General features: G+C 42.2%; 23 protein-coding genes and 1 pseudogene. 10 read left to right on the top strand and 14 right to left on the bottom strand.

The genetic code is table 11. The features are described 5' to 3' along the window. The 4 genes and pseudogenes from BCT49_RS24695 to BCT49_RS24680 all read right to left on the bottom strand — a co-directional run. On the bottom strand, positions 1-220 hold a 220-nt coding region (locus BCT49_RS24695), incomplete at its 3' end, for an NUDIX domain-containing protein (RefSeq protein WP_133151668.1). A gap of 30 nt (positions 221-250) precedes the next feature. Then, entirely contained in the window at positions 251-685 is a 435-nt protein-coding gene (locus tag BCT49_RS24690; protein ID WP_241908119.1) for an RDD family protein, read from the bottom strand. Positions 686-903: 218 nt separating this feature from the next. Further along, positions 904-1,041: pseudogene (locus BCT49_RS26230) on the bottom strand (nucleotidyltransferase domain-containing protein); the annotation flags it as partial. A gap of 35 nt (positions 1,042-1,076) precedes the next feature. Further along, on the bottom strand, positions 1,077-1,739 hold the full coding sequence (locus BCT49_RS24680) for a DNA alkylation repair protein (protein ID WP_102438931.1): 663 nt from the start codon (positions 1,737-1,739) through the stop codon (positions 1,077-1,079). A gap of 203 nt (positions 1,740-1,942) precedes the next feature. Here BCT49_RS24680 and BCT49_RS24675 point away from each other — a divergent pair, with 203 nt between their 5' ends. After that, positions 1,943-2,464, top strand: coding sequence for a type II secretion system protein (locus tag BCT49_RS24675; RefSeq protein WP_017065388.1), 522 nt, complete (start codon positions 1,943-1,945; stop codon positions 2,462-2,464). An 85-nt stretch (positions 2,465-2,549) separates the two neighbouring features. Here BCT49_RS24675 and BCT49_RS24670 read toward each other — a convergent pair whose 3' ends face one another. From BCT49_RS24670 to BCT49_RS24640, 7 genes are all read right to left on the bottom strand, one after another. Further along, positions 2,550-3,083, bottom strand: a complete 534-nt coding sequence (locus BCT49_RS24670) for a GNAT family N-acetyltransferase (RefSeq protein ID WP_102438930.1) — start codon at positions 3,081-3,083, stop codon at positions 2,550-2,552. A 2-nt stretch (positions 3,084-3,085) separates the two neighbouring features. Next, positions 3,086-3,622, bottom strand: coding sequence for a GNAT family N-acetyltransferase (locus tag BCT49_RS24665; RefSeq protein ID WP_102438928.1), 537 nt, complete (start codon positions 3,620-3,622; stop codon positions 3,086-3,088). Between the two features lie 50 nt (positions 3,623-3,672). After that, positions 3,673-4,068 (bottom strand): DUF3465 domain-containing protein, encoded by a 396-nt coding sequence (locus BCT49_RS24660; protein WP_102438926.1) that lies wholly within the window; start codon positions 4,066-4,068, stop codon positions 3,673-3,675. A 75-nt stretch (positions 4,069-4,143) separates the two neighbouring features. Further along, entirely contained in the window at positions 4,144-4,395 is a 252-nt protein-coding gene (locus BCT49_RS24655) for a TIGR03643 family protein (protein ID WP_102438939.1), read from the bottom strand. A gap of 114 nt (positions 4,396-4,509) precedes the next feature. After that, the gene (locus tag BCT49_RS24650) at positions 4,510-5,031 is read right to left on the bottom strand and encodes a GNAT family N-acetyltransferase (protein WP_102438924.1); all 522 of its coding nucleotides are present in this window, start codon (positions 5,029-5,031) and stop codon (positions 4,510-4,512) included. A gap of 115 nt (positions 5,032-5,146) precedes the next feature. Next, the gene (locus tag BCT49_RS24645; protein ID WP_102438922.1) at positions 5,147-5,959 is read right to left on the bottom strand and encodes a hypothetical protein; all 813 of its coding nucleotides are present in this window, start codon (positions 5,957-5,959) and stop codon (positions 5,147-5,149) included. Positions 5,960-6,162: 203 nt separating this feature from the next. Then, positions 6,163-6,588, bottom strand: a complete 426-nt coding sequence (locus BCT49_RS24640) for a hypothetical protein (protein ID WP_102438920.1) — start codon at positions 6,586-6,588, stop codon at positions 6,163-6,165. Positions 6,589-7,103: 515 nt separating this feature from the next. Between BCT49_RS24640 and BCT49_RS24635 the strand changes: the two genes are divergently transcribed. Both BCT49_RS24635 and BCT49_RS24630 read left to right on the top strand, forming a co-directional pair. Beyond that, positions 7,104-7,295, top strand: coding sequence for a hypothetical protein (locus BCT49_RS24635; RefSeq protein WP_102438918.1), 192 nt, complete (start codon positions 7,104-7,106; stop codon positions 7,293-7,295). Positions 7,296-7,614: 319 nt separating this feature from the next. Beyond that, on the top strand, positions 7,615-8,034 hold the full coding sequence (locus tag BCT49_RS24630; protein ID WP_102438916.1) for a BLUF domain-containing protein: 420 nt from the start codon (positions 7,615-7,617) through the stop codon (positions 8,032-8,034). Positions 8,035-8,174: 140 nt separating this feature from the next. Here BCT49_RS24630 and BCT49_RS24625 read toward each other — a convergent pair whose 3' ends face one another. From BCT49_RS24625 to BCT49_RS24615, 3 genes are read right to left on the bottom strand one after another with little or no spacing between them, the layout of a single operon-like run. Next, entirely contained in the window at positions 8,175-8,648 is a 474-nt protein-coding gene (locus tag BCT49_RS24625) for a hypothetical protein (RefSeq protein ID WP_102438914.1), read from the bottom strand. Then, entirely contained in the window at positions 8,639-9,088 is a 450-nt protein-coding gene (locus BCT49_RS24620) for a hypothetical protein (RefSeq protein WP_102438937.1), read from the bottom strand. Before BCT49_RS24620 ends, BCT49_RS24625 begins: the two co-directional genes overlap by 10 nt. Beyond that, positions 9,081-9,698: a winged helix-turn-helix domain-containing protein gene (locus BCT49_RS24615; RefSeq protein WP_102438912.1), complete on the bottom strand. Its 618-nt coding sequence runs from the start codon at positions 9,696-9,698 to the stop codon at positions 9,081-9,083. The genes BCT49_RS24620 and BCT49_RS24615 overlap by 8 nt, the downstream gene beginning before the upstream one ends. 254 nt (positions 9,699-9,952) lie before the next feature. Between BCT49_RS24615 and BCT49_RS24610 the strand changes: the two genes are divergently transcribed. From BCT49_RS24610 to BCT49_RS24580, 7 genes are read left to right on the top strand one after another with little or no spacing between them, the layout of a single operon-like run. After that, entirely contained in the window at positions 9,953-10,471 is a 519-nt protein-coding gene (locus tag BCT49_RS24610; RefSeq protein ID WP_102438910.1) for a hypothetical protein, read from the top strand. A 17-nt stretch (positions 10,472-10,488) separates the two neighbouring features. After that, a complete protein-coding gene (locus BCT49_RS24605) occupies positions 10,489-11,007 on the top strand; it encodes a hypothetical protein (RefSeq protein WP_102438908.1) in 519 nt (172 codons plus the stop codon). Further along, complete coding sequence (locus tag BCT49_RS24600) at positions 11,004-13,787, top strand: TcfC E-set like domain-containing protein (RefSeq protein ID WP_102438906.1); 2,784 nt, start codon at positions 11,004-11,006, stop codon at positions 13,785-13,787. Before BCT49_RS24605 ends, BCT49_RS24600 begins: the two co-directional genes overlap by 4 nt. A gap of 2 nt (positions 13,788-13,789) precedes the next feature. Further along, positions 13,790-14,488: a hypothetical protein gene (locus BCT49_RS24595; RefSeq protein ID WP_102438904.1), complete on the top strand. Its 699-nt coding sequence runs from the start codon at positions 13,790-13,792 to the stop codon at positions 14,486-14,488. Beyond that, entirely contained in the window at positions 14,488-15,528 is a 1,041-nt protein-coding gene (locus BCT49_RS24590) for a hypothetical protein (RefSeq protein ID WP_102438902.1), read from the top strand. The genes BCT49_RS24595 and BCT49_RS24590 overlap by 1 nt, the downstream gene beginning before the upstream one ends. Further along, complete coding sequence (locus BCT49_RS24585; RefSeq protein WP_102438900.1) at positions 15,528-16,346, top strand: outer membrane beta-barrel protein; 819 nt, start codon at positions 15,528-15,530, stop codon at positions 16,344-16,346. The genes BCT49_RS24590 and BCT49_RS24585 overlap by 1 nt, the downstream gene beginning before the upstream one ends. 3 nt (positions 16,347-16,349) lie before the next feature. Beyond that, entirely contained in the window at positions 16,350-16,901 is a 552-nt protein-coding gene (locus tag BCT49_RS24580) for a winged helix-turn-helix domain-containing protein (protein WP_102438898.1), read from the top strand. Positions 16,902-16,904 lie beyond the last annotated feature (3 nt).

Raw genomic sequence — 16,904 nt, 5'->3', positions numbered from 1 at the left:
ATCTAAGCGGAGAAGAGCCGTACTTGTAATGAATGGGAACAACATTAAGCTCTTCATCGAGCTCACGAAACAACGCCTGTACCTGACTTTCACCATGCTCAATATGGCCGCCAGGTATGGTAATCAAGCCAGGATCCGTTTCTTTAGACTCACTACGCTTTTCTAACAATACTTGTGATTTGTTCAGCAAGATAAAAGAAACACACTCATGTACATCCATCAGATTTTCCTTAGCCCACAATTTAGATAGTTAAACTTTCTTTACGACAACTGAGCCTGCAATGAAGTCATGAATCGCTCTGCGTTTGTGATTAAAAAGCATAGAGATGAACTCTAAAAGAACCCAACCAATCGCTACATAACCAACGAAAATAAAAGCTCGACCTTGTTCTAAGCTTTCCCACGTTTGCCCATAGAACGACAGTTGTGCATAAGCATAAACTTGAAAAGGAATAAACATGATTGGGACAATATCCCTCATGCAAGACTGTTTGAGAGTTAAGTTTCGACTTTCAGATACATCGACTACTTTCACCCGAGTGACCATCTTACCGATCGTTTGTCCGTATTTGACATGCATCCCCACATAGTAAGTGATCCCTATTAATGAATACGCAACTCCCCAAGCAAACACACCACCGGAATTTATCACGCCAGAAAGTGCGTAATCATCTATCCATTCCAATGGCAAAATACGATTGAATCAATCAAGATAGCAAAGAAGCGTCTCCAAAAATTTGAATACTTATTGGCGTACATTTTTGTTCCTCAAGCAATTATCGGTAATAAGGCAGAAACTACAACACATCAGCATTTCTAACATTAAACCCGTAACAATTTATAAAACAAATACGATGTGAGTTGCATATACAAACGATAATTCCTGCTAGCTAACAGATTCACTTAACCTTGAACCAGCTTTTTACTTAGCCTTTCATATAATTTAAAAACTTCACCTTGAGAGGTGAACTGCCCGAGAGCGTATTGATGTGCTAACTCAATACCATCGTCTAGGTTTGGGTAATAGCGCTTGGCTACTGAGGGGATAGCGAATAGGGGTTCGAGAGTGCCAATGGTCAAAGTGACATTAACTCTCGCTTAGTTTTATCATCCAACTTTTCAATCGCGTAACGAAAAGCGACTCTTGGCATTACGGTATGGTTAGCCTTTAAATAACGAATCACCAATTGAGGCTCTTTTTGAGTGAGCACTTTTAGCATCCAACCATAGCCTTTTTGCACGAGAGCATGTTCATCTTTAATCAACAAATCGGCCACTTTAAAGGGGTTCAAACCTGAGTATCTATCCTTATTGATCGGGTAAATTAAGACAACCGCTGCTGCTCTTCGCACAGCAAAGTTAGAATGGTCGACCCATCTAGTTGTCATCTCGAACAACTCATTGTGTTGAGACAGTAACTCACCAAACGCATGAGTGCAGAAGTCATCACAATCATTCCAGTCAGTCACGTATTGGAGTAACCAATGTTCAAATACGAAGAACGTTTCTTTCGAATATTGTTTTCTTACTCTAAAAGCCCAGTCGTAAGCAACAACGCCTAACACCCAATCCCTTTCTTCAAGCAATTGAGTACACAAGGACAAAACATTGGAGATATCTTTGTTTTTGATGGTTTTAAAAACGAGCGCCGAGATAGATCGAACCTGCCCTGTTTTAACACTAGCCTTTGGATAACAAACGTCTGAAAGATGAAGCTTTACCGTTTCAACGATATTCATTAATTGCAAAACCTTCATAGAACTAAAATTAATATCAAAGTGAGATACACAGCACTTAAGCATGCGCGTTGGATTTATAAAATATAAGTTACCTTAATCACAACATTCATTATTGAGCATTTAAATTACTACTAAAACGAAGATATTTCCTTTGGTAAGAGTAACTTATAATGCATACTAGCGGCCTTTAAAAGAGGTGCTAAATGAAAAAGAACGGTTTTACACTTATTGAGCTTGTTGTCGTTATTGTGATCCTTGGAATACTCGCCGTAACTGCTGCTCCAAGGTTCCTCAATGTAAGTACTGATTCTCATATTGCAGTGGTGAAAGGCACTGGCGCTTCTTTTAAAACAGGTGTCGATCTTGCCTATTCAAAAAATTTAACCTCAAACGGTGGCGGTGCTTCCACGAACGTCCCTATCTATGATGACTCCGCGACCGGCCAGCTTGACTTCAATGAATGGGGATATCCAGCCCAACAATGGCACTTACCCGAAGAATCTCCAAGATTAGATAACGCTGAAGACTGCATTTCGGTATGGGGCGCACTGCTCCTCGATCCACCGAGTATTTCAAGTTTCAATTCACCAGAAGAAACCGACTACATTGCTGAATATATACAGACGGATCAGTGTATCTATCATTATCGAGTCGTACCGGGAATTTCCATTGACTACAACTCAATGAACGGTGACGTCACTGTAGACGATGAGCCAGATAACTAAGCCTTAAATGTCGATCTTTCAACAGCTTGGAGTTTACGGTTTATCTAAAGAAAAGTGCCACTCATTAAGAATCAACATTACATGTTTAAGACTGGCTCGTTTTCGCGTAAACGAGCGTGCTGTCCAGTTCTCCTGATGGTAAACGTCGATCATTAGCGAAACACGCCTCTTGTTGATAGCCACATCGCTTCGCCACAGCCTTACTTTTTAGATTAGATCCTGCCATTCTAATTTCGACTCGTTTCGCACCTTTTTGAATGAATGCATACTCTTCGATAATTCGGACGGCTTCACTCACGTAGCCTAAGCCCGTTTTTGATGTTTGTAACCAATAGCCGATTTCAAAACAAGAGGCTATGTCATCTCTGCTCATGAAACCAATAGCTCCAATAAATGCCCCTGTTTGCTTTTCAATAATATTGAACCAGAACTCGCCAGTAAAGTTGGCGAAATTATTGGTAGCATCTTGAATGTTAAGTTCTAGCTGCTCTTTAGTTAGAGAATCAGAAACCCAAGGTAAGAATTGGGAAAACTCGGCCTTGCACTCATTTATCACCTCAAACATCTCTTCGCTGTATTTTAATGATGGAGGGGTTAATTTGAGCCTTTCACTTTCCATCACTAAGCCTTTTCCCATTCAGAACGTAGAACCGCCAACACAACTGTATCCCACCACTTCCCTTTAAAAAATCGGTGTTGCTTGAAATACGCTTCTTGCTTCATTCCGAGCACCTTACATAACTTAATCGCAGCCAAGTTCTTGCTAATGGTTTCCGCGTAGATACGGTGTATGCCTAACTCTGAGAAACCAAAGTCAGCGAGGACTTCAGAAGCTTCTATAGAAAGCCCTTTTCCCTGAGTTTCCCTCGAGAAAGCACAGCCCATCGAAGCTTGTCGATCGCCCTCAAGGCGCAAACAAACGGTTCCAATAAACTTCCCCGAATCTTTGCTTTCAACCGCTAATTGAAAAGACTGGCGTGGGACTTCCAAAGCCTGCGCAACAAACAACTGAGTTAGCTCTCGATATTTGTTAGGTTCGCAATCACTTTCATCATAGAAACGCTGATACTTTGCATCTTGAGACATCGCAACAAAGGCACACTCGTCTTCGAAGCTCATATCTCGAAGAATCAACCTGTCAGTTTCCAGCTTAAACATCAAAATTCCTTTTTATCTCATAACCATGAAGGGAAAAGTCTCATAGGTGTTTACTCGTATACGTTCCCATTGTGCTTTAACCAACCGTGAGCGTGACGGTTATTAGGGTCTCTGTGAGTCCAGTGAATTACGCCACCTTTCTTGTTCCATTCATACTCGCCATAGAATTCAACTCGGTCGCCTTTTCCCAATCCTTGAATACGGGGAGCCAAGTCAATATTGTGCGCGACTAGCACGGTTTGTTTACTGTCCAATCGTAAGATGAACTTCTGATGTCTAGAGCCTTTGTTATCATCTGGAAGTATTCGAGAGACTGTACCAGAACCACGAACTTGTACATCGCTTTGGTGGCTCTCGTAAGCTTGTTTGAGAAGAACATCATTCGCTTGAACATAACCAACGCAAAAGCAAAGCACTGCCAAAATTAGAGCAAAAATTTGTTTCATTCCTTTTATTCCTTTTATTCCTTTCGTTTCCATACTGAGATATTCATTGGAATTTCTGGTTAAATAAGTTCCTATTTAACGATGCTTGTATTGAGTAGGACAATACCCTCTCGATACATCTGAACGGCGAAGTTTTACGTGCTTGGTAGAACGACCAGAAACACGTGCGCGCCACAATTTAAAACTGCCAAGCTTCAGATGGCTTCGCATGAAGCGAATCACTTCTGATTCATTCAAACCAAATTGCAGCTCTATCGCCTCAAACGGGGTTCTATCTTCCCACGCCATTTCTATAATTCTTGATTCATTTTCTTTAGATAACTTCATTACATACTCATCCATTATAAACTGGGTAAAAGTACGCTAATTCTCACCTTTTAGATCAAAGCGTTATCGTTAAATTGAATACCAAATCACGCTATAGAAACCGTGTATTTTCAGTTATCTTCTCTCCTGCCACTCGCAGCGCAACAACCCATATTTTACCGAGTCATGATACTCACCTTGGTAATAACGAACTTTTCTGAGCCTCGCCTCTTGTTGAAAACCTAATTTCAAAGCCAGAGACATCATGCGAGGGTTACCTGACCAAGTGGTTAAGCCCACTCGTTCAATCTGCTTATTTTCGAATAGGTAAGTAACCCAAAGCGGAAGTGCCAATGGTGCAATACCTTTACCCCAATACTCCGAGTTATAAATAACCACACCCGCTTCCAACCACCGTGTTTCTTCGCATTCCCAATAACAACTGACCGTTCCAACAGGCACTTCGTCTACAACCACTAGCTGCAAGTCGGATCCATCGAGTAAGCGTTGAAACGAATGGCTTTCAAACTCGTCTAACGATGGGGGTGAATATGGGAAATAAGGGCCGTTAAACTTCGTCCACTCATCGTTTGAAATAACCAAGGCATAAATGGCTGCTAGTTCACTTGGCATTGCAGGTCTAATCGTTACTTGCATTTGATCTCCTTGGTTTAGCTCTTGGTCTTGATTACAGAGGGATTGGCCTCGACCATAACAGTCATTAATAATGAAGTAACTAAGTCGAACGACTACCGATCTAGCCGCGAAACAATCATGGGGTTAGATAAGCTTGTGCGAATTCTCTAAGCACTCTCGCATTGTTGTGGTGTTTGCTATCTCCGCACTTTATGCCATCCACTCTGATGTCCGGGCTGGAATAAGCAGGTATAACATCTCGCTCATAAGACATTACTGTGCCTCTATCAGCACAAATTGCGCCAAAGGAATATTGAGGCGCTCTTGGGTACGATCCAGAAATGTAACTTTCGATGCTACCAGAGTCTTTCAATAACGTTTTGTAGTCGTGATTAGCACCACTCAAATGGCCAATTTCATGCTCCATTAGGTAATCAGGGCAGTTTATCGCTAAAGAGAAAAAATAGGATACTGGAGATGAGATACCACAATAATCAGACTCAAAACTAAAATTATAGCTAGAAAATACTATCCCTTTAAAAATGGGAACGCCTTCTTCTGTTGTTTCAGGAATCGGTTCTTCCATCGATAGTTTTAATAACCTTTCCGCTGCACTCAAATCTTGAAACCAGAGGCTATCGATTACAGAGCTATAAGTCACCTTGGTTACTTTTCTCGTCATAGGAATGCAGGAGTTCTTCAACACCAGATTCGAATAGCTTTCCCATGTCGCTATTTTAGAGGTTATAAATTCTTTGGAATATTCGGCTAACACAGATTCATCAACATAAAGGTGGATCTCTGTATTCAAAACATCACTCTGCGTACAAGTAGGAAACTCTATGGTTTGAGCATTGGAAAATCGGCTAAAGCTCAACACCATAATCAGAACATAACCAACGACCCGGATGAGTCTTTTGAAGAAACTCTTATTTACTTGTGTATTCACCGCCACCCTCTCCCTAAATTCAAAGCCCTAAAGACCATTATAAGTGCCGTGACTTAAGATTCATAAAAATTACCATTGCCAACATCATCGCTGGCGTACAAAAGTAACCTGCTCTATCTATATTTTTCAGAAAATAAAAAGCTCGCCAACGAGTGACGAGCCTTGTTTATTATTGAACCTAACTCATTACGACACCTTGCTTACTAAGAAACTTGGCCTCGTAACGTCAATTCGACGTTTTTCAAAATTTTGAACTCTTCGCGAGTACAACCACGAGCCACTGATACCCAATGATCACCGGTTTCGTCTGCCCCTTTAAATTCTGCACGCAACTCGTATTTTCGCCATGAGACAAAAGCCAAAGTGAAAGTCAGCGCAAGCATAGGCAGCCCAAACTGAGGAACAAACGCCCAAGTCGCAGCGGAGAGTACTAAAGCCAGTGAAACAATATTGATAGCGTTTTCTTTGAAGCCCAATTGACGAATTTCTAACTGTTTAATTTTACGCAAGCTATAAACATCTTTCTTAACTCGTAGTTCATTAGAACTGACAAGGAAGTCCGTTGCCTTATATGGTTTACGAAATTGCATTAAATTCGCTAACCCGTTGCGTGTTTGGTTCTTATTCATCGCCTTTCTCCATGTTATTTAAAGGTTAATAAAAACTAATATAATCATGAAGTTATTGATACGTAGAGAATTTATAAATCAAACAAATGTTAAAATCAAGCTTATGCAATTAATAACACTTATAACAACACCCATCTAACATTGACCACCCCGATAGATACTACCGATCGTGAAGCTTAGATTTCACCTCGAACGATAAGTTTTAATTAGTTCGTTCCATGGATTGCCAGAAAGAAGCAAAGTAAAAAGTTAAGTAATGCCTAGCCGTTTTGTAACCACTTATTTCAATTCAATTTGGATAGAAAATAACTGTCGCAAAAGTTGTTGAAGCCTTGTCACAGAACACCGTCGTAATCATAACCACTGCAATGAAAGACTTTCTCGTCCATTAGCCATTTGAATGATCAAATCATTCATCCGGAGGCATTAATACTGCTTATTGATTAAGCAATTGATCTCATACTATGGAGTCTGTATCTTTACCTTATGCACACTGTTACCTAATGGAGACAACGATGGACAAACTACTGACTTACGCTATGGAACAGAAACAACGCACAATGGTGACGAGTTTATTCGCGAGGAATGGATTTAAGATCGCGACAACTGATTTTGATGATATGACTTTTGAACGTGAAAGCGTGATGGTCAATGTTCGATTTGATGCATCTTCAAACGTAGAATCGATCTCGGTTTTGAACGAATAACGTTGATAGACATCGACTCTAGATTACAAACAGATCACAGGACTCAATAGAAGGTGTGACTATCAGCACCTTCTACCATGACGAAGTACAATCACACGATAAAGCCGGTCGCCGGCTCCTTTGCCCATCCCCTCAAACAATTGAGTTACAAACTCTGAAATCACCTGAATTGGTGTACCGAACGCCTTTTCTTAGCTTGGCCCTCATTCTTACTTCGGCAAAATAAGATCGTTAGTGATATTTCTACCAATAATTAGCAATTCCATGAGCTTGGCTTATATTTGTTAATACCCTTTGAACAAAAATCGAAGTGATACCTATGCTCCTAACTCGGTTAATTTATGTCAGCACACTTTGCGAAAGTTGCGATGCCACGGCTTTAGACGACATCCTCAAGATTTCACACGACCGTAATAAAGAAAGCCACTTAACAGGACTTCTTAGTCACAACGACAAGTATTTCCTACAATGTATTGAAGGCTCAAGAACCGCGGTTAACCACACCTACAATCATATTCTGAATGATCAGCGACACAAAAAAGTCATGATCTTGTATTTCAAAGAAATAGATTACCGGGAGTTTGGTGATTGGTCGATGGGCGATATTCCGCAATCAAGCCTGACTGAACTTGTTAACTTACAGTTTTCAACATCTGATCAGTTCAATCCCTATGAGATGTCGGGGGAAAGTGCTTATCGAATGCTTCTGGAGTTAAAGCAAAACTTACCTTCCGAATAATATGGTTCTACTTTAGAGGGGATTGAGCGAGCGTGATTTTATATTGAGCTTTGAAGAAGATATCCCGAAAAGGCTAGATACATTTCTAGCCTTTCTTATTTGGTAATTAGCTCGTAGCAAAAACTAGTGAACTGTTAGTCTTACAAGGCTTGTTTAGGTTTAAATGTCGGTATTGAAGATAGAGGACCAAAAAAACCAGCTACTTCAATCTTACTTTCATGCATACCGAGTCGAGGATCTTCCTCAAGTCTCCTCAAAATATACTGTCCATCGTCATCTTTCTTGATTTTGTAAACCATCAATGTTTGATGTGAACGAAGAAAAGCATTCAGGTTGTTCGGGTTACCTTCGACCACGTTATCACTGCGCACAGTTAGCAAGTAAATCGTATCAAAGAAGGTTCCGTAGTACCCGGTACCAACAGCATGAGTCCCGTCATAATAGGTAGCTTGCACTTTGAATCTACCATGAGAACCTATCAAGGTTACATCGCGATCATCAAAGTGACTGTTTATTTTGAAGTCACTGAACGTAGCATTCGCCCACGGTACAAGCAGCGGTAATACAAGTAATGCAATGATAGATAGAACCTTAGTTTTTCTCTTCAATCCCATACTTTTAACCGTCCTTGAATTACGACTTGATCGAACTTCTTCTTAATATCGTCTTTCTGCAGTAAACCTACCACCTTTCCCTCTTTCTCGGCGATGCGTACGTGAGTTAAACCTCTGAAGTAATTTTCAAGATCATTCGTCACTACCTTAGCCGCAAAGTCGGGGTCAAGGTTCATTTCATAATCACCATCCAAAGAAAAGAAGTACAAGGAATCACCCAAGGATGCGTAGATCCCTCGATGAACTCTATACACCTGTCCTTCATAACTGTGAATAGTTTTATAAAGGCCCGATTTTGCGTTCAAGATAATATCGTGTTCATCGTTTTCAAAGTGAGCATAGCCAGAAAAGTAAGTGCCTAGAGACAAAAACCATGGAATTAAAAACAGCACCGCAATGAAAAGCCCAATCCGTAGGCTAAGGGACTTGAGGCTAACCACCAACACCTCCCCCAAAACATTCAAAGCACTCGAAAGCCTCACGATAAATAAAGTAAAACATGATCAAACCAATAAAGAGTGCGATGGCTACTTCCCAAACAACGGGCTTTTTACTCACACGACGAAACAAATTAGACATTAAAGGCGATGCCTGTTGTTCAACAGAATTCGGATCTTCGTCATGACCATCTGATGTTTGTAAAACTGGCTCTTGGTTTATCTCTTTTTCACTGTCCGACTCGTGAGTTTCAACAACAATTTCATTGTTTGCAGCGGATTCGTCATGAACAATTTCGATGTTCATTGCATTGATGAATACATACCCTTCTCCGGGCAAATTATTCACTTCAAGCCCAAGCTCCAAACTGTCTAACTTCTTTCTCAACTTCATGATAGCAACCGCCAAAGAGTTATCACCAACCACTCTTCCTGGCCACCCTTTCTCTATCAACACCTGCTTATCAATCACCTCTCCGTGTGATTCACAAAAAGCCAACAGCAAATTGTACTCACTTCGGTTCAGCTCCAAGGGCTGATTCTCCTGCCCAGAGTCGCTGTCTATCAAAGTGATGGTCCTTCTTACTGTATCTATAGAAAGTCTTTTAAACATTCTTTTCCCTGTATTACTGCCACCTACTAAAAGTAGCCTAAAAAAACATAAAATACTATTTATCAGCCAGTTAGGAATGATAAACCTAAAAAATTAAACGTTATTAACTGCGTATAAAGCACTATTAACGGGCTTTTATTTCCAATTCATACGCCATTCAAGTCAAATCAGTCACCTTGAAAGTGTGCACGTAATTTCGATTCCAATGCACCTTTTATTTTTATACATACATTTCTAAACAATAGGTGAGAAACATGAAACTTAATAACTTTTTCGTGATGAGCGCAACAGCATTAACAATGGCTTCTGGAGCGGTATACGCAGCTGATGACGTAGCAACGGCAGATGCTATTTGGACTGGTGCAATTGGTAATTCAGTGCCAAGTTCAAATCTGATCATCACTGGTTTGGGTGGCGGCGATATTAAAACTGGTGAACTGTACGTGACTTCTGAAGGTACGTTCACTTCTTCAGAAGTTGTTTTAGAAGCGCGCGATTTCGACTCAACAAATTCAACAACAGGCGATAGACAACCACTTGCAAACTGGACCTACGTTACATCACAAGTATTGATTGGTGGTCAACTTACTCAGGATGCACAAGTAAGTGTTTTTAATGGTGGAACAGAGCTAACTGCAGCAACACCAAACAGCCACCAAGGTTCGTATGTTGAGTTGTCAGTAGCAAACACAACTGAAATCCAAGACATCTCGGTAGAGGGCACTGCACAAGTTATCGTTCAGATGGCTGCTAGCTACGACGGTTCACTTTAAGTCGTTTGGGGAAAACTGTGAATTACTTAACTCGTCCACTTCTCGCTCTGTTGACTGCAGGCGCTATGAGCCTTTATGCCAATGCAGAAACTCATACGTTCCAGTTAACGAGTGATATCGATAAGAAGAACTTTTTCTCTTATCAGATCACAGAGGTCGCGTTTTCCCCTTCTTCATTGACATTAACGGTCGATCCAAAAAGCGACTCTTTCCGTGATGCAACAACCCAGTTATTGGTCGAAACCGATATTCCGAGTTCAGACCAATCGACTCGGTTCCAGTTATTCATGACGGGCAATACTGCGCAGTGTTTCGACATTGATAAGCAAGCATTACCAACGCCTGCTGACCTTGTCGATGTCACTGTCGCGGATCAGCCCTTAACGTCATCGAACCCAGTTCTGATGGATTTCAATACCACATCAGACGACCTAAAGGGTGGCGAATACGACGTCATCTTATCCTTTGGGGCTTTACCGACAGGCTCAAACCTGTGCCAAGGCCAGTTATCTGTTTTAGCGGAGCTTTCACTGTGAAAAATAGCACGTTTATTACAACAACGATCTTAGGTTCGTTGACCTTGTCACAACTGGTTTTTGCTAATGGAAACACTTTAATCCCAGCGGGATTTGAAGATTTTTATTCGAAACAAGAGCGCGATGTCGAAATAAAAAACATTGATGGTCGTTACATGACAATTCCTATGTCGGTAACTTACGATTCAGTGCAATTCAGCAACCCTGAAGATGCAACTGCCGTTGTAAATGAACTGATGTCATCAGGATTAAATGAGCGTACAGCAAAGCAGATAGTTGCTGGGTTTACTCGCGGTCAGTCGAATACTGTCGACTGCCAGGGTGACCTGAACTTATGTAGCCTTACACCGAAAAGCTACGACACATTTTATGACTATCACTCAAACAAGCTGTACCTCTATGTGAATAAAGAACTGCTTGAGGAGAGCAAACCGAAAGCACTCAAGAAGCATTACGCGTCGACTTACAACGCAAACCCAGGCTTGATTAACAACGCGAGCTTATACACATCAAGCGATTTTACTAATAACTTGAATGTAAATTTGAGTGATCAATTCATCTTGGGGCTTCCTTATGGTTCGGTTCATGTCGATACCTATCTGAGCAACCAAGAAGATGCGTCTGAACTGAATTACGGCTACTACAACCTAGAGTACCAAAACCTGCGTTTAACATCAGGCTACCACCAAGATCGCTTGGCGCTAAACAGCACCTCTTTCTTGCTCAACAGCACGCAATATCATGACGTAAACGTGAATTTATCTTCAAGCAAGAACCTAAGCCGTACTGCTAAAAACGAAGACCAATCACTGTACTTCTATGCGCAAACACAAGGCGTGCTCAAGATCTTCCGCAATGAGCAAATCATCGTGCAACAATCTGTACAAGAAGGCCAAGGAAGCGTTAGCTACTCAGAATTACCAAACGGCGTTTATGACGTAACCGTTGAGATCTCCGTGGGTACTCAAGTGGTTTCTTCTGAATCGGTGCGAATTTACAACGCGAATACAGACACATTGAATACTGGCGAATTCGATTATTCGATCACCGCGGGCCAATTTCAAGACAACGACATTTACCAAAGTGACGAAGACCAACCATCAGGGATGTCTTCAACTAATGAATTCGAAGGCATGACATTCCTTCAAGGTGGGTTGGCTTATAAATGGTCGGACACACAAACGGTCGCGATTGGTAGCACTTTGACCAACGAACATACGATGGGGCAATTGGGTTTTAAAGGCTACCTGCCATTCGATAGCCGCTATGAAATGTTCCTTTCGAACATCGATAGCGAAGCTTGGTATTTATCTGGCTATTGGAACCTTGGCAGCTTGGGCTTTACCTATGAGCGCCTAAACAACCCAGACCAAAACCCATTTGCAGAATATTTATACGGCGCCAGTGACAAAGAACAGCTCGGTATTTCCACCAGCTACACCATTGGTGACACGGTGCGTGGGTATAGCTCAGTGAATTACATCGAACAAAGTAATTTATACAACAGTTCGCTAAGTAACTGGTCACTGTCTTCTGGTTTAAGTGCACCGTTTATTGTCGATTCAACTCTTGACCTGAACGTCACCTTTAACAATGAGCAACTGACATCCAATTGGGACGATGGTGAGCTCTCCATCTCTCTAAATTGGTCGGTACCCCTTTCATCGAAGCTTACTGGCAATACGGGTTTCACCGTCACAGAGAATGGCTTTAGCCAATATACCAACAGCTTAGAGACACAAGATTTGGTCGAAGACCAAGATACAGACTTACGACTTACTGCCAGTAACAGTTACTACGTTAACTCCCCTAATACGGCGGTGACGAATGTAACAGCGTATGCCGCTAAACGGGATGAACATTACCAAGCTGACGGCTTTGTCTACGCTGCGAACAATGGCGAAAAAGCATTAAACGCGACATTACGCAGTACCCAAATTATTGGTGGTGAGAGCGTGAGTTTCACTACAGCACAAAGTGATGCCTATGTGGTGGTCGATACCCAGAACAACATCCGATTTGATGCCGATGAACGTAAAACCAAAGGCTTGGTGGTGGTAAGAACCGATGACCAAGTAATGAACAAACAATACATCTACGACGACCGAGCTGTCATCACGTTAGATGACTACCAAGCCGCAACCATCGAGCTTGATGTCGAGAGCGTCGCTTTGCACAACACTGGTCAGCAATCAGTAACAGGATATACACACCCTGGTTCGGTCATCGAATTGAATTCAAACGTGAGCCGTGTGATCAGCTTTGTCAGCAAATTCAAAGATATTTTCGGCAACGATGTACACGACATTGAATGTGAAGGCCCAGCTTGTTTGAACGTATCAAGCATTACGTCTGGCATTCACAAAGTCGATGTACAAGAAGGTCAACAGTTCGCACTAACCAGTAACGGCCAGCAGTGCTACTTACCGTCTGTTGATGATGCGAAACAGCTGAATTTTGGTACTAACTTCTGCCAACCAAACTTGAATCCAATGGAATCAATGATGTTGGTGAGCAACGACAAAGAAATTAACGTGATGTACATCGGTGAATTCGATGACATCAACACACTGAATGAACAATTGCATGCACTGACTGACAGCGGGATGGAGTTAATTACCACGCGTCTAGGTCGCACTTCTTTTGTTTACCTGACTGTAAATAAGGATCTTCAACTCAGTCATCAACAACGTCAACACATAGAAAATGTTGCTCGCTACGCCAATTCGGAATCGCTACGAGAGCACAACTTTGTACTTAACCGACCTGAAGGTAACTGATTATGAAAAAGCTTCCTATTTTACTGACTGCTGCTCTTACAACCTCTGTTAACGCGATGAACGTCGATACCATGTTATTGGTTGGAGACGAATACGGAAACGGCGTATTCACTTTGACTAACAGCAACAAAATCACGGAATTCATCCAATCCAACATTACTCAATTGATAGTTGAAGATGGTGAGATCACACGTGTGCCGTACTCAGAAAACAACTTTGAAGATTGGCACGTCACGCTAACTCATAACAAAACCATTCTAGAACCGCACCGTCAAAAACAAATTGGCGTGCGCTCTTTGTGTGGTAACAAATGTGATTTCACGGAAGACCAGTACTACCTCGTCAGCTTTGAACCTTCTCCGTACGACCCTGAAGGCAAGTTAGATTCAGCCGTGACGATTAACTTTGGCTACCGTCCTTTGTTTGTTATCCCAGCACAAGCTCAAGATATTGATTACTCGATTTCTTTAGATCAAGGCCAACTGCACATCAACAACACAGGTAACAGCTTTGTGCGTGCCTATGTCGATCAATGCACAGATGAAGTAACAGAAGATTGTGAAGTCACCATCATGTCTCTAGCTGGCCGTGAGCGTAACTACCCTCTGCCGGAAAACATCGATCTTTCGGACCTAAAAGTCACTGTTGTTAACCACGACGAAAGTTACCGCCAAGATGTGACTCTGAGCGAGAGCAAATAATGAAACGACTCGTTTTATGGTCGCTACTGTTCGCGGCTATGCCAAATTATGCAGCCACCCTCAACATCAATATTGAGGGACAACAAATACGCTTTGAAAACGCCATCACACTCGGTGGAAATAACTACACCTTGAGTGATTGGTCTATCGCGAGTGGCCTCACGACAACGAGTCAGTTTTTGCCAAGTGCGTTTGTTACAGACAAGCCAGACACCATGACATTAACCAGTAATGCTGGTCAGAGTGTGGAAGCGGCAATTGCGGTCAATGGTCTGCAATACAATACGGCATCAAACCCTTTCACGCGTGGGGATAACCTGTTCGTGACACCGGTATGCAGCCAATCTCAATTGTCGGGAAACATCGTTACGCTTCATGACAACGATACACAAAACTGCAGTGCGGATTTCTCATTAGACTATTCGCAATCCATCACACCGTTTTATTTCTATCGTCCGACCTTCAACATAGACACAGCCTCATTATTGAACGCTCTTCAAGGTCAGGCAAAGGGTATCTACACGGCAACGATCCCAGCGGATATCAAATACTACTACCGCTCTGCCGGTGGCGCGCTAACCTACCGAATTTTGCCTGACGTTTTTACCGTCAATATCGACTACACACCGAACAGCTTAGAGAGCATCGATGTGGTAGGTGATGGCGTCCTGAGCCCAGTGTATGACACAACCAATCATACTGTCTCAGCACAGACTACGTTCAACATCACCGCGCTAGGCCAGTTCAGTACTGGTTTATCAATGACGCTACTCACCAATGAATTTGAGCTGGCATCTGCGTCAGGTAAGACATCTATCCCCTACTCCATCCAGTGTAATGAAGCGAACTGTGAGAATACAGATTGGGTTAAAAATGGCGTCAATCAACTCGACAATAATCAAACCAGCTATGTGATTCAGTCACCGAGCTCGGTGATCAATTTCGATCTTAATGTTAACTACCAGAATATTTCTTCGACAGACGTTGAAACCGGTACTTATTCAGGAAACTTCACCGTGATGTTTGAGGAAATGTACTAATGAAACTATCGACTTTTTCTTTCGGTACGGCTTTAACGACCAAAAACGTTATCGTGGGCGTATTAATGCTGCCTAACCTATGCTTGGCCGATGCTTCGCCGTTTTACATTGGTGCTGACGTCACTAACGCAGGCAAAACAAACTCTGAGGTATCTGACACAGCCTTTGGTGGTCAAATTCTATTGGGTTACGACCTAAACAAAACATGGTCTGTCGAAGCAAGTACTGGCTTTTACGGACACATTAAAACCATCAAAGAACCAGATTACCCTTATTCGGAAGTTGAGGAACAGAGATTCAACAGCACCGATATTTCGTTACTCGGTACGATTCCGCTATCACGCCATTACAACCTTTACGCTGGTGCGGGTTCGTTACTGGAAGGCAATACATGGTCTCCAATCAGCCAACTTGGCGTGGAATATGAGTTCGACGAACAGTTAACCATGAAGTTCGGCTATAAGTTCATCTTCAGCGATGACCCAGAAAAAGATCTGCAAGTTTTGAGTATTGGCATGCGTTACCACTTCCCTGCACAAAACGTAACTGAACCAGAGCCTATCGTGTACGACGAAATTTCTGTCACCTCTGTCTCAGAAGTAACTATGTACGAGCCTGGAATTGAGGTTAAACAACAAACCTGTCAGCCCGTTCGTTACATCGTAAAACAAGACGACTGGCTAATTAAGATTGCTCACAATCACCACATCAGTTTCAAAGAACTGAAAAAGCACAATCATAGCTTTACCGGTCTCGCAGACATCGACCTGATCCATCCCTGCGATATCGTATTTCTTCCCAACACAGACTGTGAATAAGCCATGTTGTTATATCTAAACTCAAAACGAGACGCGCTTGAACTCTATGGTGGAGATTCGCTGACTCTTTTGCATTCAGTGTCGCTCAGTACTATCGAGCTTAATGTTCTGCGTGTTCTATATGACAACAGTTATAAGCCGTGCGGCCGTCAACAATTGAAAAAAGCGGGCTGGCCAGATCGAGTGGTCGGCCCTAATTCATTGAATGTCAGCATCATGCATCTACGGAAGAAGCTTAAGTCCATTATTGCCGACTCAGAAATACGAGTCGTGCCATCGCATGGGTACAAGTTACTCATCCCTACATCGATTCACTTAGTCGGTGAAGGCGACCTTCCCGATATCAAGTTAAGCGTGAGCTCTAATCGGCTCAAAGCTTCAGATACTGACCCTATAAGCTCCCCGTCAGTGAACAGAAGGGCTAAAAGAAAACGTATTAAACCGAGCATTGCCAGTTGCCGTCATTCTCGCCAGCGAACTCGCTGGGAAGATCTGATAATGACGGTAGGTATCTGGACTTACGCTTTTACTCTCTATCACTCGATTTTCAACTGAGGT

Origin of the sequence: Vibrio lentus (assembly GCF_002875945.1) — a bacterium.
Lineage (GTDB): Bacteria > Pseudomonadota > Gammaproteobacteria > Enterobacterales > Vibrionaceae > Vibrio > Vibrio apostichopi.
This window is presented reverse-complemented; position numbering and strand designations above follow the sequence as displayed.